This is a genomic window from Bradyrhizobium sp. AUGA SZCCT0222, assembly GCF_018130205.1.
Classification (GTDB): Bacteria; Pseudomonadota; Alphaproteobacteria; order Rhizobiales; family Xanthobacteraceae; genus Bradyrhizobium.
In genome coordinates this window covers 210,590-232,982 of the sequence record NZ_JAFCLX010000002.1, presented here as the reverse complement: position 1 = coordinate 232,982, position 22,393 = coordinate 210,590, and the positions used below count along the sequence as shown (strand labels likewise).

Annotated in this window: 18 protein-coding genes; 10 read left to right on the top strand and 8 right to left on the bottom strand. The window is 61.8% G+C overall.

Annotated features, from left to right (window positions below; all coding sequences use genetic code 11):
- Positions 1-101: 101 nt before the first annotated feature.
- On the top strand, positions 102-1,796 hold the full coding sequence (locus tag JQ629_RS02495) for a GMC family oxidoreductase (protein ID WP_212410929.1): 1,695 nt from the start codon (positions 102-104) through the stop codon (positions 1,794-1,796).
- Between the two features lie 1,006 nt (positions 1,797-2,802).
- A complete protein-coding gene (locus tag JQ629_RS02490) occupies positions 2,803-3,006 on the top strand; it encodes a hypothetical protein (RefSeq protein ID WP_212410927.1) in 204 nt (67 codons plus the stop codon).
- A 212-nt stretch (positions 3,007-3,218) separates the two neighbouring features.
- Here JQ629_RS02490 and JQ629_RS02485 read toward each other — a convergent pair whose 3' ends face one another.
- The 3 genes from JQ629_RS02485 to JQ629_RS02475 all read right to left on the bottom strand — a co-directional run bounded on the left by JQ629_RS02485 (position 3,219) and on the right by JQ629_RS02475 (position 5,129).
- Positions 3,219-3,680, bottom strand: coding sequence for a hypothetical protein (locus tag JQ629_RS02485; RefSeq protein WP_212410925.1), 462 nt, complete (start codon positions 3,678-3,680; stop codon positions 3,219-3,221).
- 264 nt (positions 3,681-3,944) lie between these two features.
- Positions 3,945-4,739: a DUF3800 domain-containing protein gene (locus JQ629_RS02480; RefSeq protein WP_212410923.1), complete on the bottom strand. Its 795-nt coding sequence runs from the start codon at positions 4,737-4,739 to the stop codon at positions 3,945-3,947.
- 156 nt (positions 4,740-4,895) lie between these two features.
- Positions 4,896-5,129 carry a hypothetical protein gene (locus JQ629_RS02475; RefSeq protein ID WP_212410921.1) on the bottom strand — a complete coding sequence of 78 codons (234 nt, stop codon included), beginning with the start codon at positions 5,127-5,129 and terminating at the stop codon, positions 4,896-4,898.
- Positions 5,130-5,457: 328 nt separating this feature from the next.
- Here JQ629_RS02475 and JQ629_RS02470 point away from each other — a divergent pair, with 328 nt between their 5' ends.
- From JQ629_RS02470 to JQ629_RS02445, 6 genes are all read left to right on the top strand, one after another.
- On the top strand, positions 5,458-6,441 hold the full coding sequence (locus JQ629_RS02470) for a Bug family tripartite tricarboxylate transporter substrate binding protein (RefSeq protein ID WP_212410920.1): 984 nt from the start codon (positions 5,458-5,460) through the stop codon (positions 6,439-6,441).
- A gap of 121 nt (positions 6,442-6,562) precedes the next feature.
- Positions 6,563-7,744 carry an efflux RND transporter periplasmic adaptor subunit gene (locus tag JQ629_RS02465; RefSeq protein WP_212410918.1) on the top strand — a complete coding sequence of 394 codons (1,182 nt, stop codon included), beginning with the start codon at positions 6,563-6,565 and terminating at the stop codon, positions 7,742-7,744.
- A gap of 78 nt (positions 7,745-7,822) precedes the next feature.
- Positions 7,823-10,963 (top strand): efflux RND transporter permease subunit, encoded by a 3,141-nt coding sequence (locus JQ629_RS02460; protein WP_212410916.1) that lies wholly within the window; start codon positions 7,823-7,825, stop codon positions 10,961-10,963.
- A gap of 27 nt (positions 10,964-10,990) precedes the next feature.
- Positions 10,991-12,466: an amidase gene (locus JQ629_RS02455; protein WP_212410914.1), complete on the top strand. Its 1,476-nt coding sequence runs from the start codon at positions 10,991-10,993 to the stop codon at positions 12,464-12,466.
- Between the two features lie 42 nt (positions 12,467-12,508).
- Entirely contained in the window at positions 12,509-13,423 is a 915-nt protein-coding gene (locus JQ629_RS02450) for a PaaI family thioesterase (protein WP_212410912.1), read from the top strand.
- A gap of 189 nt (positions 13,424-13,612) precedes the next feature.
- Positions 13,613-14,095, top strand: coding sequence for a deoxycytidylate deaminase (locus JQ629_RS02445; protein WP_283815885.1), 483 nt, complete (start codon positions 13,613-13,615; stop codon positions 14,093-14,095).
- A gap of 17 nt (positions 14,096-14,112) precedes the next feature.
- Here the strand turns inward: JQ629_RS02445 and JQ629_RS02440 are convergent, their stop codons facing one another.
- Positions 14,113-15,333 carry an NAD(P)/FAD-dependent oxidoreductase gene (locus JQ629_RS02440; RefSeq protein ID WP_212410908.1) on the bottom strand — a complete coding sequence of 407 codons (1,221 nt, stop codon included), beginning with the start codon at positions 15,331-15,333 and terminating at the stop codon, positions 14,113-14,115.
- 167 nt (positions 15,334-15,500) lie between these two features.
- Between JQ629_RS02440 and JQ629_RS02435 the strand changes: the two genes are divergently transcribed.
- Complete coding sequence (locus JQ629_RS02435; protein ID WP_283815884.1) at positions 15,501-16,535, top strand: AraC family transcriptional regulator; 1,035 nt, start codon at positions 15,501-15,503, stop codon at positions 16,533-16,535.
- Positions 16,536-16,563: 28 nt separating this feature from the next.
- On the opposite strand, the gene JQ629_RS02430 is transcribed toward JQ629_RS02435, so the two are convergent.
- Both JQ629_RS02430 and JQ629_RS02425 read right to left on the bottom strand, forming a co-directional pair.
- Positions 16,564-17,856, bottom strand: coding sequence for an ABC transporter substrate-binding protein (locus JQ629_RS02430; protein WP_212410904.1), 1,293 nt, complete (start codon positions 17,854-17,856; stop codon positions 16,564-16,566).
- Entirely contained in the window at positions 17,853-19,751 is a 1,899-nt protein-coding gene (locus JQ629_RS02425) for an adenylate/guanylate cyclase domain-containing protein (RefSeq protein WP_212410902.1), read from the bottom strand. The genes JQ629_RS02430 and JQ629_RS02425 overlap by 4 nt, the downstream gene beginning before the upstream one ends.
- Positions 19,752-19,820: 69 nt before the next feature.
- Between JQ629_RS02425 and JQ629_RS02420 the strand changes: the two genes are divergently transcribed.
- Complete coding sequence (locus JQ629_RS02420; protein ID WP_212410901.1) at positions 19,821-20,012, top strand: hypothetical protein; 192 nt, start codon at positions 19,821-19,823, stop codon at positions 20,010-20,012.
- 54 nt (positions 20,013-20,066) lie between these two features.
- Here JQ629_RS02420 and JQ629_RS02415 read toward each other — a convergent pair whose 3' ends face one another.
- Together JQ629_RS02415 and JQ629_RS02410 are read right to left on the bottom strand one after the other, a co-directional pair.
- Complete coding sequence (locus tag JQ629_RS02415) at positions 20,067-20,843, bottom strand: potassium channel family protein (RefSeq protein WP_212262886.1); 777 nt, start codon at positions 20,841-20,843, stop codon at positions 20,067-20,069.
- A gap of 61 nt (positions 20,844-20,904) precedes the next feature.
- Positions 20,905-22,188 carry an MFS transporter gene (locus JQ629_RS02410; RefSeq protein WP_212410900.1) on the bottom strand — a complete coding sequence of 428 codons (1,284 nt, stop codon included), beginning with the start codon at positions 22,186-22,188 and terminating at the stop codon, positions 20,905-20,907.
- Positions 22,189-22,393: the final 205 nt, after the last annotated feature.

The following is a 22,393-nucleotide window of genomic DNA, read 5'->3' as shown; positions in this document are numbered from 1 at the left end:
TTCGCTCTCTCGTGGACAGCGGCGACAGCCGGGCGTGACCCGGACGCGGAGCTGCGCTACCTTCCCCGGCAACAAGATCAACAACAAGAGGAAATGCCAAAGTGTATGACACGATCATCGTAGGCGGCGGTTCGGCTGGTTCGGTCATGGCGCATCGGCTGTCGGCCAAAAGCGCCAACAAGGTCCTGCTGTGCGAGGCCGGCCAGGACACCCCGCCCGGCAACGAGCCGGCCGAGATCAGAGACAGCTATCCCGGCACCGCTTATTTCGATCCGCGCTTCCACTGGACCGAACTCAAGGTCACGACGCAAATCGTCAGCCATAACAATCCCAATGAGGGGCGTCCTCCCTTGCGCAAATACGAACAGGCGCGGGTGCTGGGCGGCGGCTCCTCGATCAACGGCCAGATGGCCAACCGCGGCGCGCCGACCGACTACGATGAATGGGAAGCGCGGGGCGCCACCGGCTGGAACTGGAAGGACGTACTGCCCTACTTCAAGAAGGTCGAGCGTGACCTTGATTTCGACGGACCGTACCATGGCAAGGACGGCCGCATCCCGGTGCGACGAATCCCGCGGGAGCACTGGACGAAGCATTCGCAGGCTTTCGCCGACGCCTTCCAGCAGGCCGGCCATCAATTCCTTCCGGACCAGAACGGCGAGTTCGTCGACGGCTATTTCCCCGTGACGCATTCCAACCAGGCCGAGCAACGCGTCTCGGCCGCGATGGGCTATCTCGACCGCGAAACGCGCAAGCGCACCAATCTCACGATCTCCACCAACACGCAGGTCAGGGAATTGCTGTTCGAAGGCACGCAGTGCGTCGGCGTGAAGGCCCTCGTCGACGGCAAGGAGCAGGAATTCCGCGGCCGCGAGATCATTCTGTGCAGCGGCGCCATCCATTCGCCGGCGCATCTGCTGCGCGCCGGCATCGGCCCGGTCGGTCATCTCAAGGACATGGGCATTCCCGTGCTGATGGGACTTGAAGGTGTCGGCCAGCGGCTGATGGATCATCCCTCGATTTCGCTATCCTCTTTCGTCCGCCGCGGCGCGCGCATGAACGGGCATACCAGGCGTCACATGCAGGTCGGCTTGCGTTATTCGTCCGGACTGCCCGGCGTGCCTGATGGCGACATGTTCGTCGTGGTGCTGAGCAAATCGGCCTGGCATGCGGTCGGCGAGCAAATCGGCTCGGCGCTGACGTTCGTCAACAAGACCTATTCCGAAACCGGACAGGTCAAGCTCGCCTCGCGCGACCCGGCGGCTGAACCGATCGTCGAGTTCAACCTGTTGTCCGACCGGCGCGACCTCGATCGCCTGATGAGCGGTTTCCGCAAGATGGCGGCGGTGCAAATGAGTGACGCCGTCAGGGCGGTCACCGACAAGCCCTTCCCTGCCTCCTATACCGACCGCGTGCGCAAGATCGGCGTGGTCAACAACAAGAACAGGATCCTCACCAAAATCGCCGCCACCCTGATGGACGGCCCGGCGGCGCTGCGCCATTACATGATCGACAATTTCGTGGTCGAAGGATTTTCGTTCGACGACGTGATCAACGACGACGAGGCGCTGGAGAGCTTCGTGCGCAAGGGAACCATCGGCGTGTGGCACGCCTCGTGCTCGTGCCGGATGGGCCGGCCGGACGACCCGATGTCGGTCGTCGACACCGAAGGCCGCGTCAAGGGCGTGCAGGGCCTGCGCGTGGTCGACGCCTCGATCTTCCCGGTCGTGCCCTGCGCCAACACCAATTTTCCGGTCCTGATGTCGGCGGAGAAGATTGCGGCCGCGATGCAGTGATTTGAATTTCAAACAGCTTGGTCGTCATTGCGAGCGCAGCGAAGCAATCCATGCTTTGCTTTATTGATGCCGCGCGATGGATTGCTTCGCTTCGCTCGCAATGACGGCGCCCAAATTCCAGATACGATTTCGCGATCCCGCGACGCAAAGCGCCCGAGTGGTTGATGCTGCTTCTCCCAAAAACAAGGGAGCAGGGAATGCCGGATGCGCGCTGCACCCGCGGTCTCATGTGCGAATAGTGCAAAGAACACTGCACATGAGCATACAGGGCAGCGGAGAACATCCGACATCCCCTGCGCAATGGCTTTACGGCTTATGACGCGCTCTCCCCGGTGAGACGGCCTCTATTGCCACCGTCGCCTCGCAGATCGCTCCGCAAGACTTGACGCCGTCACGGGCGCCAGGACCACACGCTTTCGCCGTACGCTTCAGCCGCGCCCGTCAAGCGCAACATCGGCGTCCACCGCATCCCACCCCGCGTCCGGACGATCGCGATACGCCCCTCGTGAAGGGATGAGACGAAACCGATGTACTGCTGATTTGGCGAAGTTGTCAAGTATAATTTCTGGAAAGCAGAACTTAATTGAAGCAACCGATGCAACGCGGTAGAGCGGCTCGTGATTGCGGTGCCCAGTTCAGTGCACTTCACCATAATTCCCATAATTCCGCTCTGGTTGGTGGGGGTGTCGTGACTGCTTCCCTTGGATGCAGTTCGACGCGCACTGAAAATAAAGAAACTGTCCGAATGAGTGAAGCAACCCCCAAGCGGAGGTTTGGCTAAAACGGATTCTCGAAAAGTTATCCAAGTAGACTATTTTCCCCAAGCTGCGGTTCTAGGAGTTTGAAATTGCAAGGAAGATTGTGTACTTCAACTTGAGAAAAAATCACTAGGAATCGCAGCGGTTTAAATGGTCCAACTTAGCGCTTGCGGTGCCCTCGAACATGGGCAACATATCTAAATCGCCCCGAAAGACAGCTCTAAAACCTTCTTAAGGAGAGCTGCGTCATGAGCCGGGCACCCCCCGAACTGAACCTAAAAATCGGACCGTTCTCGGTTAGCGCCAAGGGGGCTGTTGCCGTGAGAGCTATTCGTTGGCCGGTGGCCTTTGCAGTGACTTTAACGGTGCCTATTGCTGTCGGTTTGGCTATTTACGCCTTGTCGCACATTGGCATGCTGCGATCTATTTTCTGGCAGTGGTGGCCTTTGTAAGGGCGTTTGTAGGTGCGTAATGGCAAGGCGTGTGCGTACGGCGGATCAGAGCCGAAGGCGTAATCCGCCGCTTTGGTTTGGGCCGGACGGCGACCGTTAATTCCAAACAACTTTCGCTGGTCCTCAAGAGTCTGCTGAGCGACATTGTTACGGTATGTTGTGGATTTTGCGCTTGGGGACGAGTTGTTTGGCCTGCGGTAATCACGCTCAATCTAACCATTGCCAATCAGAAACCGAACAAATTCCTCAGTAAAATTGTAGCGCGGCACTCGGTTGAATCTTGCATCGTAAATCGCGCCGACGTGCAACATGATGGTCATCACGGATGACAAGTATTCGTGCTCGTCCTCAAAATACATGAACTGTGGGGACCCCGCGTTATAGGAGACCCTTCGGTTCGGGATGAGAACAAACTGCCGGACAAGCGGCTCCTTTCGAAGGTCTTCCCTCATTTCAGCGATCAGCTTGGGCGCCTTCTTTTCTAGATCGGGAAATGGTTGCGCCCGAGTGACCGCATAGCCGCGAGCCTCTAAAGCTGCAATTTGCTCAGCCGTAGACTTCCACTCGCGTAACAGGCTCGCAGGAAACGAAAGTTCGTCGTCGTCGATCAGTTTTGCATGCGTCTGACACAGCCAGATTGCATTTTTGATGTCTGAACGTTCTTCCGATGTCATTTCGCCATCGTACCTCGCGCCACCGGGAGACGCAGCGCAAATATGCGATGCTACTCCGGTGTTAGTCACACCAGTTGGATCTGCGCTCGGACCTGAGGTTGGCTCACGGCAGTCAGGCTTGGAGCAGCGCATGCCAACGCGCTTCGCCAACCGATCTACTGTAGGCCGGCTGAATTCATCTCTAGCCATGAAGTTACCATTCATCGAGGGCGTGGGGTTGAGAAGGTTCGGACCGTAGATTATGCGATCGCCAATCCGCCTAGGTTAGAGACATCTGCTTTTAAGCGCGGCCTCGATTGCTTCGACAAGCTCAGGAGTTAATCCGGCCTCAGACATAGCTGTGGTTATGATCTTTGCTTTCTCTTGCAGACGCTGGCGGGTCATGTGAATGACCCTGTGTGGTATCTCGCAAAGATTGGCAAAGTCTTTGCGGATGGGGTCACCTCTTAATGCTCGCTTGCAATCTTGTCCCGCATGCCATGCCAGTATGTCGGCAGCCTGCACACCGGGTGAACACTTCTTCGGAACGAAGCTGTGCCCTGAATAGCGGGCTTCCTGCTTCATGTCGGGGTCTGTCATCATCCGCATGATGCAGGCGCTAGCATTGTTTTCGGTCGCAACCCCAGCCTCGAAATAGTAATGCATCATCCCGTCGAACTTCTCGGCTTCTATCCATGCAGCGACGCCGGTCATGATATCTCGCGCGGATGAATCGTATGCGCTTCCAAAGAACTGGAGCTTAGGCAGTATCTGGTCATATTCTGATTCCAGAACAGTGACGCAGGCACCGGCACTGGCCGTCTCCTTTATGATTTTAATTGCATCCCGCGCAGCCAAGTCGCACTCGTCTTTGGTCAGGTGCTTGAACCCTTCGACATTGTGCGCGCAGTCAACCATGTGGAAGAATTCTAATCCCCACTTGGTGAGCATCTTCCCCCAGCGCTCGGTCTGTTCCTCCGCCTTTTCCTTACGGAAAATGTAACCACCGACGCAAAGCCTGTCCTTGCCCCCATGGGTGTTGCTCTCGTCAAAGTACGATTCCGCGAGCACCGAAGGCATCCCTTTCTCGAGACAGCGACGCGGACTACCCGCGCCGCGGCTGCGGCTTGCTCGAGCGAAGTCACGACTCACCCGCCCGCGTAACCGCACTTTTGGTATGGCAACTATAGCATCGGGGATGCTACTGGCGCTCCACATTGGGCGGAACTGGCCGTCTCAGTTGCCGGCCTCTTTCGTTTCATTGGCGGCCCTGTCTCTTTTGTTGCCGATGAGGTAGCCAGCAATTGCCCCAACTATGGCTAAGGCAAAATCCGGATAGACACGGAAGGCGCCGCCGCGCATCGCCACACCAATTCCGCCGATAAGGTGTCCAACCAACGCGCCGGTTATCAATCCGACAATCGCATACCAAAACGTGCGAGGCCGTCTCCTTATGAACGCGCCGATCATGCGTGGGCCTCTCAATTTGGGCTCTCGTTCAGTAGGGGCTCTTGCCGCTGTCCTCGCTGCGGTCGTACTGTATGTCGTACGTCGCGCGCATTACAATTTATACCGAGTTCATGAGGCGTACGGCAGGTTAACCGAAGTTGCAATCCGCCATTTTGTCTTTGGTTCGGAGGGCGGATTACGCTGCCGCTAGTCCGCTCTACGCGCTGATTCGATCGTTGACAAGGTCGTGCCGACTAGGATCGGCATGCTCAATTTCGTAAACTTAAGTGCGGACCAGGCGAGCCGCGGCAAGATCACCTGTGAGACCAATCCATTGGGAGCAACCACCATGATCTCACGCCGCTTGTTCATCGCCACCAGCGCAGCCGCCGTCACCGGCGCCCACCGGGCCCTGGCGCAATCGACCTATCCCGATCACACCATGCGCATTCTCGTCGGCTATCCGGCCGGCGGCGGCGTCGATCTGGTGGCGCGGCTCGTGGTCGATCCGATGCGGGAGGTGTTGGGGCAGCCCGTGATCGTCGAGAACCGCGCCGGCGCGGCCGCGATGATCGCGGCCCAGGCTGTCGCCAAGGCGGGCAATGACGGCCACACGCTGTTGATGGCGGCTTCGGGCGAGATCGCGGTCAACAAGCATCTCTACAAGGAAAAGATGACCTATCAGCCCGAGACCGAGCTGGTCCCGATCGCGCTCGCCGGGATTGTGCCCTGTGTGGTCGTCGTGGCCGACAGCTCCCCGGTGCGGACGCCGGCGGACCTGGTCGCCTACGCCAAGGCCAACCGGGGCAAACTGAGCTATTCGTCGTCGGGCGTAGGAAATCCGCAGCATCTCGCCGGCGAGCTGATGAACAAGATGGCCGGCACCGATGTCCAGCACGTGCCCTATCGCGGCTCGGCGCCGGCGGTGACCGACGTCGCGGTCGGCGCCGTCACCATGAGCTTCTCCAGTCTTGCCGCCGCGCTGCCGCTGATCCAGTCCGGCAAGATCCGCGCGGTCGCCGTCACCTCGCGCGAGCGCATGCCGCAACTGCCCGATGTCGCGCCGCTCAGCGACGCTCCGGGACTGGCCGGCTACGAGCTCCTCAACTGGTTTGCGATGTTCGCGCCCGCCAGCTCGTCAGCGCCGATCCTCGCCCGTCTCGCCGAGGTGATGCCGCAGATCATGGCGCGGCCTGACATCAAGGAGAAACTGGCGATCCAGGGTATCGTGTCCCGCAGCATGACCGATGCCGAGCTGCGCGCCTTCGTCCGTTCGGAATCGGATAAGTTCGCGGGGATCATTCAGGAAGCCAACATCACGCTCGGCAATTGAGGCGGGACGCGGATATTCCAGTGGTTGAAGCTTCCCGCCCCTAGCTGCGGCCCGAGCGGCATGCTTTGGTCCGCGCGAATTTCTTTGTTTTGGGTCGCGCGGCTGGGGTATCGTCCGGGGCATGTCAATTACGGCGAAAACGCATTTTCCCTGGCTGATTGCCGCGCTGTTCGGCGTGTCGTTGACGGCATCGATCACCTTGGCCGAAGGCACCATGAAGGGGGCGGACTTTGTCCGGGTCGTCCCCGACCAGATGCATCAGCTGCAGGTCGCCAAGGTTGAGACAGTTGCGTTTCGCCCGCAAAGATCGGCGATCGGCCAGATCGGATACAATGAGGATGCCTCCACGATCGTCCTGACACCGTTCTCCGGCCGCGTTACCCGTCTGGTTGCCAAGCTCGGCGATCAGGTCAAGAAGGGCGATCCGCTGCTGGAAATCGACAGCCCCGAGCAACTGGTCCCGCAGAACGACTTCATCGCCGCCCAGGCCGCAAGGCGCAAGGCAAGCTCCCAGCACAACCTGGCTGTTATCGCCGAGAAGCGCGTTCGCGATCTCCATGAAGGCAAGGCTGCGCCGTCCAAGGACCTGCAGCAGGCCGAGGCGCAGCTTGCCGCCGCCGAACATGATTTGCGATCGGCGGAGACGGCGTTCGAAGCCGCCCGCGTCCGCCTGCGGATTTTGGGCCGTGCCGATGCGGAAATTTCCAAACTCGAGCAGGATGGTATGCTCAATCGCGTGACCACGATCACCGCGCCGATCGATGGTACCGTCGTCTCGCGCAAGGTCGGGCCGGGGCAATATGTCAAAGCCGACTCGGGCGAAGCCCTGTACACGATCGCCGACCTCTCGACGGTGTGGCTGAAGGCCCAGATCTTCGAGCAGGATATCGCGCAGGTGCGGATCGGCCAGGAGATCGAGGCCAGGGTTTCCGCGGTGCCGAACCGGGTGTTCAAGGCCCGCATCAACGCCATCAACTCGACGTCGGACCTGACGACGCGCCGCGTCGTGGTCCGGTCCGAGATCGAGAACAGGGATCATGCGCTCAAATCCGAGATGTTCGCGATGTTCAAGATCAGCATCGGCGAAACATCGCGGAATCCCGCGGTGCCGACCGACGCTGTGATCCGCGAGGGCGACACAGCTACCGTTTGGGTCGAGACCGAACCGCTGCTGTTCAAGCGCCGTCCGGTCGAGATCGGGATCCAGCAGGACGGCCTGACGCAAATTCGCAGCGGCCTCGAGGCCGGCGAAAAAGTCCTCGCGCGCGGCGCGATCTTCGTCGACAACGAGTGGCGTCAATGATTCTGATAGCGTTTTCAAGCGAAGTGGATACCGGTTCGCGTCAAGAAAACGCGTCAAATAAAGAGTCCGGGGCCACGGATGCTGCGTAGTCTGATTGCGTTTTGCCTGTCGCGGCGGCTCTTGGTGATGGTCGCGTTCGCGGCCTTTCTCGGTCTCGGCTACGTCACCTTCCTGATGCTGAACATCGAGGCCTATCCCGACCCGGCGCCGCCGATCGTCGAGATCATTGCCCAGCAGGCCGGCCAGTCGCCGGAGGAAGTCGAGCGCTACATCACGATCCCGATCGAGATCGCGGTCGCCTCGACGCCGGGGCTGAAGTTCATTCGCTCCAATACCGTCTACGGGCTCGGTTTCGTCCGCCTGCAATTCGAATACGGCCGCGACTATCATTTCGTGCGCCAGCAGACCCTCAACCGGCTGAAGGATGCGGTGCTGCCGGCCGGCGTGCTGCCGGTGATCTCGCCCGCCGGCGGCATCAGCGAGATCTTCCGCTACGAGCTGGTCGGCCCGCCCGGCATGGACGTGATGAAGCTCAAGGCGCTGCAGGACTGGGTGGTCGAGCGCAAGCTGCGCATCGTGCCAGGGGTCGCCGACGTCGCGGTGCTCGGCGGCAAGACCAAGGAATTCCAGGCCGAAATCAATCTCGACCGCATGATGGCCTACGGGCTGACGCTGCCGCAGATCATGACCGCGATCTCGGGCAGCAATTCCAATGTCGGCGGCCGCACCATCTCGATCGGCGAACAGTCGGTCAATGTCCGCAGTATCGGCGTCATCAGTTCGATGGACGACATCGGCAATATCGTGCTGACCCAGCAGGGCGGCGTTCCGGTGCTGGTATCCGACGTCGCCAAGGTCCAGATCGGGTTCGCGCCCCGGCTCGGTCTCGCCGGCCGCGACGACAAGACCGACGTCGTGACCGGCATCGTGCTGATGCAGAAGCTCGAACGCACCATGGACGTGGTCAAGCGCGTGCGCGCGGCGGTGGAGAAGATCAACACCGACGGATCGCTGCCGTCGGGCGTCAAGATCGTGCCGTTCTATGACCGCGGCGATCTCGTTGCGATCACGGTGCAGACCGTGCTGCATAATCTCTTGTTCGGGATCGCGCTGATCTTCCTCATCCAGTGGGTCTTTCTCGGCGATCTGCGCTGCGCTGTCATCGTCGCGGCGAACATTCCGGTGGCGCTGTTCCTGGCCGTCATGATCACGGTGATGCGGGGCGAGTCCGCCAATTTGTTGTCGGTCGGCGCCATCGACCTCGGCATCATCGTCGACGGCACCGTGATCATGGTGGAGAACATCTTCCGCCATATCGCCCACCACACGCCGGGGGTGGCCCCGGATCGGCGGGCGCGGCTCAGCGACAAGCTGCACCGGATCCTGACCGGCGCCATCGAGGTCGACAAGGCGATCTTCTTCTCGGTGATCATCACGATCGCGGCCTTCCTGCCGCTGTTCACCATGCAGGGCGTCGAAGGCCAGATCTTCGGGCCGATGGCGCGCACCTATGCCTATGCGCTGCTCGGCGCCGTCATCGCCACCTTCACCGTGACGCCGGTGCTGGCCTCGATCCTGCTGCCGTCCCATGTCCGGGAAGTCGAGACCTTCGTGGTCCGTCATATCCGGACCGTCTACCAGGCCATTCTGGTGCCCGCGGTCCGCAATTATCGCCGATCCGCGGTTATCGCCGCGGTGTTTCTCGCGCTGTGCCTCAGCCTGAGCTTCCGGCTCGGCACCGAATTCTTGCCCAAGCTGGAAGAAGGCAATCTCTGGATCCGCGCCGTGATGCCGCCGACCATCACGCTCGAAGCGGGCATGGAAACGGTGACCAAGATCCGCGCCATCATATCGAGCTATCCGCCGGTCCAGACCGTGTTTTCCGAACAGGGCCGCGGCGAGGAAGGCACCGACCCCGATGGATCGTTCCTCGCGGAGTTCTTTGTCCCGCTCAAGCCCGCCGACACCTGGCCGGCGGGGCTGACCAAGGAACAGATGGTCAAGCAGATGAGCGAGAAGCTCAACCGCGAATTCGTCGGCATCGATTTCAACTTCTCGCAATACATCCAGGACAATATCGAGGAAGCCGTTTCCGGCGTGAAGGGCGAGAACTCGATCAAGATCTTCGGCAAGGACCTCAATGAGCTGGAGCGGCTGTCCAAATCGGTGAAGACCGAACTCTCCGGCGTGCGCGGCGTCGCCGATCCCGCCAGTTTCAATCTGCTCGGCCAGCCCAATCTGGTCGTCCAGATCGATCGTGCCAAGGCCGCGCGCTACGGCTTCTCGATCAGCGACATCAATTCCGTGGTCCAGGCCGCGATCGGCGGCCAGGAAGTTTCCAAGGTCTATGAAGGCGAGATGATCTTCGCGCTGACGGTGCGTCTGGCGCCCGAATTCCGCAGGGACGTCGATGCCATCCGCGCGATCCCGGTGGCGCTGCCGAATTCGGATCCGAAGACGCCAACCGCCTATATCCGGCTCGGCGATCTCGGCGAGGTCAAGCTCGTCAGCGGTGCAGCCTATATCTACCGCGAGAACAGCCAGCGCTTCATTCCGCTGAAATACAGCGTTCGCGACCGCGATCTCGGCTCGACCGTGGTCGAGGCGCAGGACCGGGTCGGAAAGAAAGTCCCGCTTCCGCAGGGCTACTCGATGGAATGGTCCGGCGAATACGGCGCGCTGGTCGATGCCAAGAAGCGGCTCGCACTGATCGTGCCGCTGAGCCTGCTGTTGATCCTGATGCTGCTGTACAGCCTGTTCAATTCGATCCGCGACAGTCTGCTGGCGCTGTCGGGCATCCCCTTCGCGGTGGCCGGCGGCATTCTGGGGCTTTACATTGGCGGCCTCAATTTCAGCGTCTCGGCCGCGGTCGGATTCATCTCGCTGTTCGGCGTCTCCGCGATGGATGGCATTCTCCTGATGTCCTATATCCGACGCGAAATCGATGAAGGCATGGGAACGGAGGACGCGATCATCAGCGCCGCCGAAACAAGAATGCGGCAAATCTTCATGACCGGGCTGTCGGCCTCCATCGGCCTGGTCCCGGCGGCGATCTCGACCGGGATCGGTTCGCAGGTTCAGCAGCCGCTGGCTTGCGTCATCGTCGGCGGAATGCTGCTATCCCCGATCTGCAGCCTGCTGGTGATCCCGGTGCTGGCAAGGCTGTGGATGCCGACGATACAGGAAACCGGGTTGGCGCATGAAGCGGCGCCCCATTAAGACGCCGCGCGTAAGGAAATAGACCGCATGACTTTGCCGATGAACTGGAACGAATGGGCGCAGCACGACGGCGTGGCACTGGCGGAGCGCGTCAGGAAGGGCGAACTGACGGCACAGGAATTGGCAAGCCAGGCAAAAGCGGCCATCGCAAAAGTCGATCCGGCGCTGTCTGCCGTGGTCGAATTGTTCGAGGACGCGATCGACGATCCCGCCAAGGCCGGCGCCAATCTTGCGGGGCCGTTTGCCGGCCTGCCGTTCCTGATGAAGGATCTCGGCCCGACCATGAACGGACGCCTGCAGGAAATGGGATCGCTGCTGATGCGCGGCAATCGCGCCACGTCAGATACGTTCCTGACATCGAAGATGCGCCAGGCCGGGCTCAATTTGATCGGACGAACGACGACGCCGGAGTTCGGCGTTTGCAGTTCGGCTGATAATCCCGCCGTCTACGTCACGCGCAACCCCTGGAATACCGACTACACCACCTGCGGATCGTCGGCCGGCAGCGCCGCGATGGTCGCGGCGGGCGCGGTGCCGATCGCGCATGCCACCGACGGCGGAGGTTCGATCCGTATCCCGGCCGGCGTCAACGGCAACATCGGCCTGAAGGTTTCGCGCGGCGTGTTCTCGCTGGCACCACACCTTTCCGATTTGTCGGGGCTGGTGTCGATCCAGGGCTGCCAGTCGCGCACGGTGCGCGATACCGCCGCCTTCGTCGATGCCTGCCGCGGTCCCGCGCCCGGCGAATTGATGCCGTTCTGGACCGCGCCGGAGCCTTATCAGGACATGATCAAGCGCGATCCGGGGCGGCTCAGGATCGCGCTCTCGCATCAATGGGGCGACTACCAGGCGACACCGCAGATCGCGTCGGAGCTGAAAAAAGCCGGACAATTTCTCGAAGGCCTTGGCCATCACGTCGATTACGCGTTGCCCGCGGTCGACTATCGCGCCGCCTTTGAAGCCCAGACCACCTGCTACATCAGCAATTTTGCGGTGGTCATCAGCAACATGCTCGCCGCGCGCGGGCTCGAAAAGCCGCCGGCGGATCTCATCGAACCGGTCAACATCCGGATCTGGGAAGCCGGCCGGCACACGACCTTCGCCGAGCGGGCGCGCATGCAGGCGGTCTTCAACACGACCTCGCGCGGCTTCGGCGCGTTCTTCGAGGATTGGGACATCATCCTGACGCCGATCACCGCGCTGCCGACGCCAAAGGTCGGCACCACGGAATATCTGACCATCTCCGACAATCCGTCGGTGCTGGACTGGTTCGGCAATCTGTGGCGCAATTTCGCGTTCACGCCGCTGGCCAATCTGTGCGGGATTCCCGCAATCTCGCTGCCGATGGCGCAGCATGAGCATGGCCTGCCGCTCGGCATTCAGGCCCAGGCCAGGCAGGCCAATGACGGGCTGCTGCTGCAGCTTGCGGCGCAGATCGAGCGCGCGCTCGGCGGCCAATGGAACTCGGGACGGAAGCCCGGCGTGCACGCGACGAGCGGCTGAGCCGTCTTTGGCTCATCCATCAATATGGGCTAGAACGACCGTATGTCCGAAGCATCAAAAGTCGACACGCCGCTGCCGTTTGAAGAACTGGCCGACGCCATCAAGAGCCACCGCTCCGTCTATGGGCACATCAGCGGACTTCAGCTCGACCGCGCCGCCCCTGGCGAAGCCTGGTCGAGCCTGCCCTACCGCCCCGTTTTCGTCGGCGACACCGGGACCGGCGTGCTTCATGGCGGCGTTGTCACCGCGATGCTCGACGAGAGCTGCGGCATGGCGGTCCAGCTCGCGCTCGACGGGACGCGCGCGATCGCAACCCTCGACCTGCGCATCGACTATTTGAAGCCGGCAACGCCCGGCCTCGACATTCGGGCACATGCGATCTGCTACCGCGTCACCCGCTCGATCGCCTTCGTGCGCGCGACCGCCTATCAGGAGACCGAGGACGATCCGGTCGCCACCGCAACCGCCTGCTTCATGGTCGGCGCCAACCGCACCAACATGCTCAAGGGCCGCTCGCGGGAGGATCTCGCGCTGCCGACGCTTGAAGCGCCGGAAGATCCGGCCGGCCCGTTCGCCCAAAGCCCGTTCGCGCGCGCCCTCGGCATCCGCGTCCGTGAGGACGGCACGCTGGTGATGCCGTTTTCACCAACGATCATCGGCAACCCGATCCTGCCCGCGATCCATGGCGGCATGACCGGCGCCTTTCTCGAAACCACCGCCATCGTCGGCGTGACGCGCGAACTCGGCGTGTCGCTGCCGAAACCGATCGGGCTGACGATCAATTATTTGCGCTCCGGCCGGGCGCTGGACAGCTACGCCAATGTCTCGATCGTCAAGCAGGGCCGGCGCGTCGTCGCCTTCGAGGCGCAGGCCTGGCAGGACGACCGGACCAAACCGATCGCCTCGGCGTTCGGGCATTTCATGCTGAGGCAGGCGCCGGGCGCGGACGAGGAATAGGCGTATCCGGGCGTTAAGCTTACGATCCAGGCAGTCATCGACAAGCGGCTACCGCCGGGCTTAAATCTGTCAGGTGCTGACCGCGGCCACACGTGCATTAACGGGATGTTGATGCTCTCGCTGTTGTCTCGCCATGGTTGATGGTGGAACATTGGCGCATAGAGCGCACTGATTTTTGAGGGAACGATATTGCACGATCCAAAATGGGATGAGCGATTTATGCTCCTGGCGCATCATCTGGCGACCTGGAGTATCGAGAAAGGGCGCCGCGTCGGCGCCGTGATCGTCGGGCCCGACCATGAAATCCGCTCGACCGGCTTCAACGGGCTGCCGCGCGGCGTTCGCGATGACCTCGAGGAGCGCCATTCCCGCATCACCGGCGCCAAATATATCTGGAGCTGCCACGCCGAACAGAATGCGATCTTCAATGCGGCCCGCATTGGCGTCGCGCTCAAGGGCTGCACCATCTACGTTCCCTGGTTTCCCTGCGTCGAGTGCACCAAGGCCATCATCCAATGCGGCATCACGGCGCTCGTCGCCTACGAACCCGACCGGCCCAACTCGAACTGGGCCGAGGATTTCTCCATCTCCGGCCAGATGCTGAACGAAGCCAACATCGAAGTTCGGCTGATTCCCCGGCTCGCCGAACTGCCCGACGCCACCGAAGAGTGAGCGTAAGGCAAAGCACGCTAACCCGTGGCCCTTGAAGCCGCTGCGGCGCAGATCGCGTCGACATTGTCAGGTGCAAAAAACTCAGTCGGCGATATCGTCCCGGCGTTCAGGCGCGCGAATCCGTCCATGGCCACCTGGTTGCCGTGAACTGCCCCGAGCAGCTGTTGCAGCTCGGGCGGCGGAGGCTCCAGCGTTGCGAGTTCGCACGTGAAGTCGTACATCGCCCCGACTTGCGCGTCCCGGGTGCGCTGATATTCACCCATGGCATCCTCGAATGGCCGCGCGCCCGAGAACGACTGATCGAGCGCTGTCGCGCAGAGTTCGGCGTCGCGGAACGCATCGAGAATGCCCTGCGCAGTAATGAAGTCCCTGTTGTAGCCGGCATCTCCCACGAGTGCCCAGCCGGGGCCGTAGGGCTTGCGAAAATAGTTCGGCACCGCCGCGCCGGCAAAGGGCGCCTCGCGCTTCGCGCTGCGCAGGCGCTGGGCAAAGGCCGGCGCCAGTTCGATCGTCCTCAGGTAGCTTCCCTCGATGTCCTGCTTGTTCCTGGCAAACTCCGCGTAAGGCCATCCGGCGATCACGAGCGTCAGATCGTCGTGAGTCGGCACCGCCGCGAAGGCGCGCATGTCGCGGCTATAGATCTCAAGCCGGCCGTCCATCGGCAGCCCGCTCCAATAGCTGTAGTAACCCGCCAGCAAGGGCGGCTTCTCGCGGTACTGCTCCGGCTGAACCGCCTCACTCACCATAGAATGCCGGCCGTCGGCCCCGACGATGATCGCGGCGTGCTCCGTGATGGACCCGCCCTGCCTGGATCGCCCCTTGATGCCGACTGCACGCCCGCCTTCGATAATGATCTCCTCGACCGTGAAGCCCTGACGGATCTCCGCGCCGGCTTCGGCCGCGGCATCGACCAGCAGCTTGTCGAGGATCGTCCGCCGCGGACAATAGGCGAGAGGATGCTGGTCGGTACCTGGAGCGCCGGCAATCGTGAAGGGGCCGAAGTCGAAGGCGTAGGTGTGGATCGGCGGACATCCGCTCGCCACGAGGCGGTCGAGCAGCCCCCATCGCGAGACGGCAGCCACCCCGAGAGGATGCAGAATATGCGTTGAGACGGTGTCGCTCGGGAATGATGCACGGTCGACCGCCAGCACCCGGTAGCCCTTGCGGGCCAGCAGCATCGCGGTTGGGGAACCGGCGCAGCGCGCACCCACGACGATCACATCGAATGCCTCTTCCATCGAAATCTCCCTCAGTGCTTGCGCGCGGGCCGTTTGCCGCATGGCTAACTGGCAGCGACGCTGACCTTTAGGAGTTCAAGATTACAGAGCTTCAAATTCCAAACTTTGCCGGAAATCCGTGCTTCTTTGCTGCGCAATGAAGGTTCCGCCCCGTGCCGGAGCAAGCAATGGATGCCTTGTCGGAAGCCCTTGCGTCGGTGCGCATGACCGGTGCGATCTTCTATCATGCGGAGTGCACCGCGCCGTGGGGGTTCAGCGTGCCGCATTTGCAGGACGTCGCCCACGTGCTTGCCCCCGGGACGGAGCGACTGGTCAGCTATCATCTGGTCACCGACGGGAATGCGGTCGTGCGCTTCTCGGGCGCTGAAGACATCGCCATCACCGCGGGCGACATCCTGATTATCCCCCACGGCGATGCCCACACGGTTTCGAATGGCTCGCCGTCAACCCTGATCGACAGCGGCGTCTCGCTCGCCGAATTCCTGGCGGGCGATCAGACCACGATGCGATTGGGCGGCGGCGGCGAGATGACCCGATTTGTCTGCGGCTATTTCGGCTGCGAGCGGCATGCGGATCGGCTTTTCCTCGCCGGCCTGCCGCTGATGATCAAGATCAATCTTCGCGGCGACCCGGCCGGCGAATGGCTGGAGAGCTCGGTTCGTCACCTGGTGTCCCAGGCCGGATCGGCGCGGCCGGGACAATCGGTGCTCCTCTCCAAGATGGCGGAGGCGCTCTTCATCGAGACCATCCGCCGCTATATGGAGGCGTTGCCGCCAGAGCAGACCGGCTGGCTTGCGGGCGCGCGGGATGCGGTCGTCGGCGGCGCGCTGGCGCTTCTGCACCGCAAGCCCCGGCATCACTGGACGCTGGACGAGCTTGCCGCCGAGGTCGCGACCTCGCGCTCGGTTCTCACCGAGAGGTTCTCCCGCTTTCTCGGCGAGCCGCCACTGACTTACCTGGCACGCTGGCGATTGCAGCTGGCTGCAAGGATGCTGCAGACGACGCGGAACGCGGTGCTCCAGGTGGCGTCGGAGGTCGGGTATGATTCAGAAGCGGCTTTCAATCGCGCATTCAAGCGCGAGTTTGGTATTCCGCCGGGACAGTTCCGACGGTCGGTCTCCAGATCGCATCAAGGGCTCCCCGGTGATGACGAAACTCGGCACCACCCGACGCGATATGAACTTCATCTGACACCAAAGTGAAATCGCCAAAATCATGCCAACCAGCCCGTCACCAATCCTTGTAGGTCGGCTCGGTGCACCCGCCGCAAACCCAGGGAAAGGTCCAATCGGCAATCCGTCGGGCGCTGTCGGGAAGATATCTGCTCCAGACCGACGCCTTGATCGGGCTGATTGACCGCCAGACCACGTCATAACTTCCGGAAGCTTCGAGCTTGCCGATCATGGCCGGCTTGGAGAGAAGATGATTGGTGTTCATCACAACCTCAAAACCGCTCGGCGCCCTGACGCGCTGGCCGTACATCGCCTGCCGGACCGCATTGACGTCGGCGGTGCCGGCCTGGCCGACGGCCTGCGCCCACATCCGAAAGCCGATCAAGGTCGCCTCCATCGCGTCGTTAGTGGTCTTGTCCCGCTGCTCGTTGAAATCCGCCCACATCTTGATGAACGCGTCATTCTCTGCCGACTTGACGGACTGGAAGTAATTCCGCGCCGCCATGTGCCCGGCGAACTTGCCGAGGTCCACGCTGCGCAGCTCGCGTTCGCTGACGGAGAGCGCCATGAACGGCATTTTGCTGACGTCGATCTGTTGCTTGACCAACTCGGCGTACAAATGAACGTTTGAGTCCCCGGTGACGGTCGAGATCACCGCGGTCTTTTTTCCTGATGCGGCGAACGACTTCACGCGTTCGACGATCTCCCGCCAGTCGGACTGGGTCGGCGCTCCATAGATCGTCGTAATGTCCTCCAGAGACACGCCCTCGGCCGCAAGATAGGCGCTCACAATCTGGTTGGTCTTGCGCGGATAAAGATAATCGGTCCCGAGCAGAATCCATCGGCGAACGTCGCCGCCTTCCTTGCTCATCAGGTACCGGACAGCGGGAATGGCCTGCTGGTTCGGTGCTGCGCCCAGATAAAAGATGTTACGGGAGCTCTCTTCACCTTCGTATTGAACGGGGTAGTAAAGCAGCCCGTTCATCTGCTCGAAGATGGGAAGAGCCGCCTTTCGCGCAAGAGAGGTCCAGCCGCCGAATACCACCGCGACCTTGTCCCTGGTCAGCAACTCGCCGGCTTTTTCCGCAAAGGCATCCCAGTCCGATTCGGGGTCGGCGACAACAGGCTCCAGTTTCTTTCCGAGCAGCCCTCCCTTCCTGTTCTGGTCCGCAATGAGCATCAGCACGGTGTCCTTCAGGACGGACTCGCTGATTGCCATGGTGCCGGACAGGGAGTGCAGAATGCCGACCTTGATCGTGTCTTCGGCGGCGTGAACAGCCGACGCAGTGAAGCCCAGCCAGAGCGTGAGCAGCGTCGGCAATATCCCGCAAGAGATCGGCGTCCGCTTCATGTCGATGCTCCCAGCAGTTCAAAAATGCGGGTTTCCCTGGTCATGCCCTTGGCAACCACGGCATCAAGAGCCCTGAACTTGAAGAGATCCCCAACCCGCCGGTACACATCCTCACTGACCAGGACCGTTGTCCCGGTTTGCTTGTTCAGGCCCTCGAGACGGGCCGCCAGATTAACGGTGTTGCCCAGTGCCGTGTAATTCATGCGCTCGGTCGATCCGACATTGCCGACCACGGCCTCGCCGACATGAATGCCGAACCTTGTAATGAACGGCCGCAATCCGCCGGCCTCGAATTCGGCGTTAAGGCGCTCACCGGCAGCCCTGGCTGCCAGCACCGCCCGGCAAGCGCGCGCCACATGGTCGGGTTGCGGATTGGGTGCATTCCAGAACACCATCACGGCGTCGCCGATGAACTTGTCGACCGTACCCCCTTCGGCGAGAAACGCCTCTGTCATCACGGAGAAGTACCGCGACGTCTGCAGCATCAGGACGTCAGGATCGGCCGACTCCGCAATGGTGGTAAACCCCTGGACGTCGGTAAACACCAGCGTGATGTCCTGCTTTACGCCGCCGAGTTCGGTCGAGATGGAATTATCGATCAACCCGCGAACGATCTCCTTGGGGACGAAATGCGCGAACGACCATATCGCCCGCTGCGCGAGATTCATGTTGCTGCCCAGCGCGTGGATCTCCCTGATGTAGGACGTCACCGGCACGAGCTCGGGTTCAGCCAGGGTCTGCAATTGGCGCGCCTGCGCGGTAATGCGCTGGATGGCCCGGGACATCTGGCTGCCGAACATCCAGACGACCGGAATGAAGCCCGCGCCGACCAGGATCGCGAGAACCAACCCATTGAACTGGAGCTCGCGGACGTTCTGGACGAAGTCATCCTGGGCCGCCAGCAGCAATATGTTGCCGCTGTAGCGTTCGCCGAGCGCGAACTTCGTCACCCTGAAGAGAAAGCCTTTCCCTGTTTCGTCCTCGATGTTTCCTTCGTAATTGTCCTTGTTGTACGCACCGCGTATCACCGAGGCCACGATTCCCTTGTTGATCTCGTCGATGCTGGGCAATGACGATCGGGCCGGGTGCGTCATCGCGCTCGTCACCAGATCTGAAAACTGGGGGTGGGCGATGATCGATCCCGCCTGGTCGAAGATCATGACCGTGCCGTGCTGTCCCGCCCGCTGCGCCTGGACGAATTCGCTGAACGTATCGAGCTTGAGATCGGCGGCGATCACGCCCGGCACCTTGCCGCGCAGTGGCGCGCTGACGGTGATGACCGGGGCGCCAATACTGAACGAGAGATAGGGTTCTGAAACATACGGCCGGTCCGCCTGCATCGTCGCCCAGTACCAGGAACGTTTACGGGTGTCGTAGCCGTATTTCCACAGATCGATTTCATCGATCTCGTTGCCTTGCTTGTCCTGGAAGATCCGCCGCAGCGGCAGTTGACCTCCAGCGGTCGGACGAATGAGACTGATTGCGATGTCTGCGTTGGAGGGCGCGCGCAGGCGTTCGCGCTGCTCTTCGGTAAGGTCGCTGATGCGCCGCACCTGCAGCCAGGCGCCGTTCTCGAAGCCGGCATAGATGCTGTCCATCTGCGGCAATTCCTGCAGTGCGGCCTTGAACAGCGGAATGGCGCGGCCGGTCTCGCTTCGTTCATCGGAGTCGGCCACGCTTGAACTGGTAGCCAGCACATTGACCAGCGATGAAATCGCGGACAGCTCCCCTCGAAGACGTCCAAGCACTTTGGTGCTGGTTGCATCCATGTAGGCAGACGCGGCTTCGTGGGTGGCGAAGCGCAGCGACCGGAGCTGAATGGCGATCAGCAGCGCGGTCAACGCGACGATAAACGCCATGACCACAAACGTGATGGAGGTCCGGAATGTGAACATCTGCGTTCCGACTCCCAGGCCACCGCGGATCACGCCTGGCGAGCGTTGCGGCGCAAAAGGCATTCGCCCATGGCCGATGCAACCGGCGCCTGTCGCCACCTTGCGGGTGGCATCATCATCCATGGCAACGCTATTGTCTATTGCATGGGTCTATTGCGCGGCAGTCTACCCCAAATAGGGCATGGTATGCGGCTTCCGTACGACCGCTCCGGCCAGAAGTTCAAACGCGCCGGCGATGATGCCGCCGCCTTCGGAGAGTAAGCATTCAAGGCAAATACCACTGTGCGAAATTATCGTAGTTTCCGCGCGGCTCGGCTACGTCGCCCCTTCGTCGGGAATATTCAGGACCACACCACACGCCTTGCAGTGCACGGCATCGCTGTCGTGGCGCTGCAGGCCGCAGGAGGGGCAGGGAAAACGCACTTTGCTCGGAGACAGCAGCGCGCGGGCGAGATTGAAGAACAGCGTCACGCCGAAGATCATGATCACGACCGTAATCATGCGGCCGACCGTTCCGCGCAGGGTGATGTCGCCAAAGCCGGTCGTCGTCAGCGCCGTGACGGTAAAATACAGCGCGTCGGCATAATTCGTGATCTGCTCGTTGCGAAATTTCTGGGTCTCGTAGACGATCGCGGTCATCACGAAAATGAAGACCGCAAGGTTGGTGACGGCAAAGATCACTTCCTCGTTGCGCCGGAAAAACGTGCTGTCGCCGCGCAGCCGGGTCAGCATCTGAACCTCGCGGAGCAGCCGCAAGGTGCGCAGGATGCGCAGAAAGCCGCCCGCTTCTCCCGCCAGCGGGGCCAGGAACGAGGCGATCGCGATCAGATCGGTCCAGGTCGAAATGCGGGTAAATGCCCGCAACCGGCGCCGATTGATAAACAGGCGCGCCGCGAAATCGGCCAGGATCACCGCGCCGAACAGGACGTCGAGCGTTTCGACGATCTCGCTTGGGGGCAGGAACGACGTTACGACGATGAACAGCACCGTGACGATGTCGAACGCCAGCAGGGCGTAGCGAAAACGGACGCCGAGCGGCGTGTCGCTTTCGTAAAGCTGCCGGATATTGCTTTTCAGCGCGCCGAGGTTCATGGCGGCATGTTCACAGGTTTACCCGCATCATGGCAAGCCATGTGGGGCGCGCGTCGAGGCATCACGCGGCGGCGGCCCGGGCACGCATTTCGTCGCTGGGCCTGACGTCCTGCGAGCGGCTGTAGATCGCAACGGCCGAGATCAGCACCACGGTGAGCACGCCGAACAAGGCGCGGTAGGCGGTCTCGGAGCGGGTGCCATCGGCGAGAGGCTCGAACCCGCCGACGATGATGCCCGACAATGTCTGCATGCAGGCGACGCCCAGCATCACGGCGGTGTTGATGGTCGCAATGCCGCGCCCGATCAGCCGGTCCGGGAAGATGCCGCGGCCGTGCGTCATTACCATGGTGCTGGAGGCGCTGAAGAAGCCGATGGCGACGATGGCGCCGACGGGCACCCAGACGGGCGGGCGGGAAGCGATCGCCAGCGTCGCAAGCATGGATATGGTCACCATGGTACCGCCGATGGCGATCCATTTGCGCGTGTCGAGCACGCGGTCCAGGGGGCCGAAGGCGACGATGCCAAGCTGGTAGGTGATCACGGCTGATAGCAGCACGTTGCCGGCCTCGATCGGGCTCATGCCATACACCTCGCGCAGGAACGAACCGCCCCACAGGCCCTGAACGGTGAAGGTGCAGGCATAGTTGCAGAAATTCATCGCCAGGATCGGCCGGAGGCGCGGATTGCCCAGCACCTCGATCAGGCCCCGCAGCATCTGGCGTGGCGGCTCCGGGGTGCGGTCGAGAAACGGATGGCCGGCCGGCGCGTCGCGCACCACCAGCCACACGGCGATGGTGGCGAGTGCGATGAAGACGACGACGACGCCGAACACGGCGCGCCAGCCGACGGCCTGCGAGGCCCATGCCAGCGGCGTGGTGGCGAAGAGATTGCCGAGCAGTCCGATCGACAGCACCATGGCGGTGAGCGTGGAAAAACGATCCGGTGGAAACCAGCGCGAGATCACCACCATGCTGCCGATCAGCATGACGCCGAAGCCGGCGCCCATCAGGACGCGGCCGGTGAGCAGCACCGGCCAGGTCGGCGCCAGCGTGAAGATCGCAGCGCCTGTCGTGGCGAGGATCAGCATGCAAGCCACGGTGCGCCGGGGTCCGAAATGGTCGAACAGAAGGCCGCAGGGGATCTGCATCGCTGCAAAGCCGAAGAAGAACGCACCTGTCAGCGCGCCCAACGCTTCCGGCCCGATGGCGAGGTCGCGCATCAGGTCGAGGCCGATGGTGACGTTGGCGGCGCGGAAAAAATGACTGGCGACATAGGCCGTGGCCAAGGTCGCGACGATGATCAGGCCCCGGCGGTGGGCAAAGGGGCGCCGCAACGCGGAGCTCATCGACTGGGGGGTATCCCTCTTGTTGTTTGTTGCCTGGCAGGCGTTTCCAATCGCCGAGCCTATGCGGCCTTGGCAGGCAGTTCAAGGTTGGGGCTATGGTTGGCCGTTATCTCTGCTGCAGTGCATGATTCCGTTTGCGGGCCAATCGAGCATTCGATGATGATGGTTGCGGCGCGCCGGGCTTGCGGTGAAACAAGGCCGCCCA

Excerpts from the sequence above, each read along its gene's own strand:
- JQ629_RS02490 (WP_212410927.1), top strand. The coding sequence starts at position 2,803 with ATGAGCCGGGCACCCCCCGAACTGAACCTAAAAATCGGACCGTTCTCG.
- JQ629_RS02485 (WP_212410925.1), bottom strand. The coding sequence starts at position 3,680 with ATGACATCGGAAGAACGTTCAGACATCAAAAATGCAATCTGGCTGTGT.
- JQ629_RS02480 (WP_212410923.1), bottom strand. The coding sequence starts at position 4,739 with ATGCCTTCGGTGCTCGCGGAATCGTACTTTGACGAGAGCAACACCCAT.
- JQ629_RS02475 (WP_212410921.1), bottom strand. The coding sequence starts at position 5,129 with ATGATCGGCGCGTTCATAAGGAGACGGCCTCGCACGTTTTGGTATGCG.
- JQ629_RS02470 (WP_212410920.1), top strand. The coding sequence starts at position 5,458 with ATGATCTCACGCCGCTTGTTCATCGCCACCAGCGCAGCCGCCGTCACC.
- JQ629_RS02465 (WP_212410918.1), top strand. The coding sequence starts at position 6,563 with ATGTCAATTACGGCGAAAACGCATTTTCCCTGGCTGATTGCCGCGCTG.
- JQ629_RS02460 (WP_212410916.1), top strand. The coding sequence starts at position 7,823 with ATGCTGCGTAGTCTGATTGCGTTTTGCCTGTCGCGGCGGCTCTTGGTG.
- JQ629_RS02455 (WP_212410914.1), top strand. The coding sequence starts at position 10,991 with ATGACTTTGCCGATGAACTGGAACGAATGGGCGCAGCACGACGGCGTG.
- JQ629_RS02450 (WP_212410912.1), top strand. The coding sequence starts at position 12,509 with ATGTCCGAAGCATCAAAAGTCGACACGCCGCTGCCGTTTGAAGAACTG.
- JQ629_RS02440 (WP_212410908.1), bottom strand. The coding sequence starts at position 15,333 with ATGGAAGAGGCATTCGATGTGATCGTCGTGGGTGCGCGCTGCGCCGGT.
- JQ629_RS02435 (WP_283815884.1), top strand. The coding sequence starts at position 15,501 with ATGGATGCCTTGTCGGAAGCCCTTGCGTCGGTGCGCATGACCGGTGCG.
- JQ629_RS02430 (WP_212410904.1), bottom strand. The coding sequence starts at position 17,856 with ATGAAGCGGACGCCGATCTCTTGCGGGATATTGCCGACGCTGCTCACG.
- JQ629_RS02425 (WP_212410902.1), bottom strand. The coding sequence starts at position 19,751 with ATGTTCACATTCCGGACCTCCATCACGTTTGTGGTCATGGCGTTTATC.
- JQ629_RS02420 (WP_212410901.1), top strand. The coding sequence starts at position 19,821 with ATGGCCGATGCAACCGGCGCCTGTCGCCACCTTGCGGGTGGCATCATC.
- JQ629_RS02415 (WP_212262886.1), bottom strand. The coding sequence starts at position 20,843 with ATGAACCTCGGCGCGCTGAAAAGCAATATCCGGCAGCTTTACGAAAGC.
- JQ629_RS02410 (WP_212410900.1), bottom strand. The coding sequence starts at position 22,188 with ATGAGCTCCGCGTTGCGGCGCCCCTTTGCCCACCGCCGGGGCCTGATC.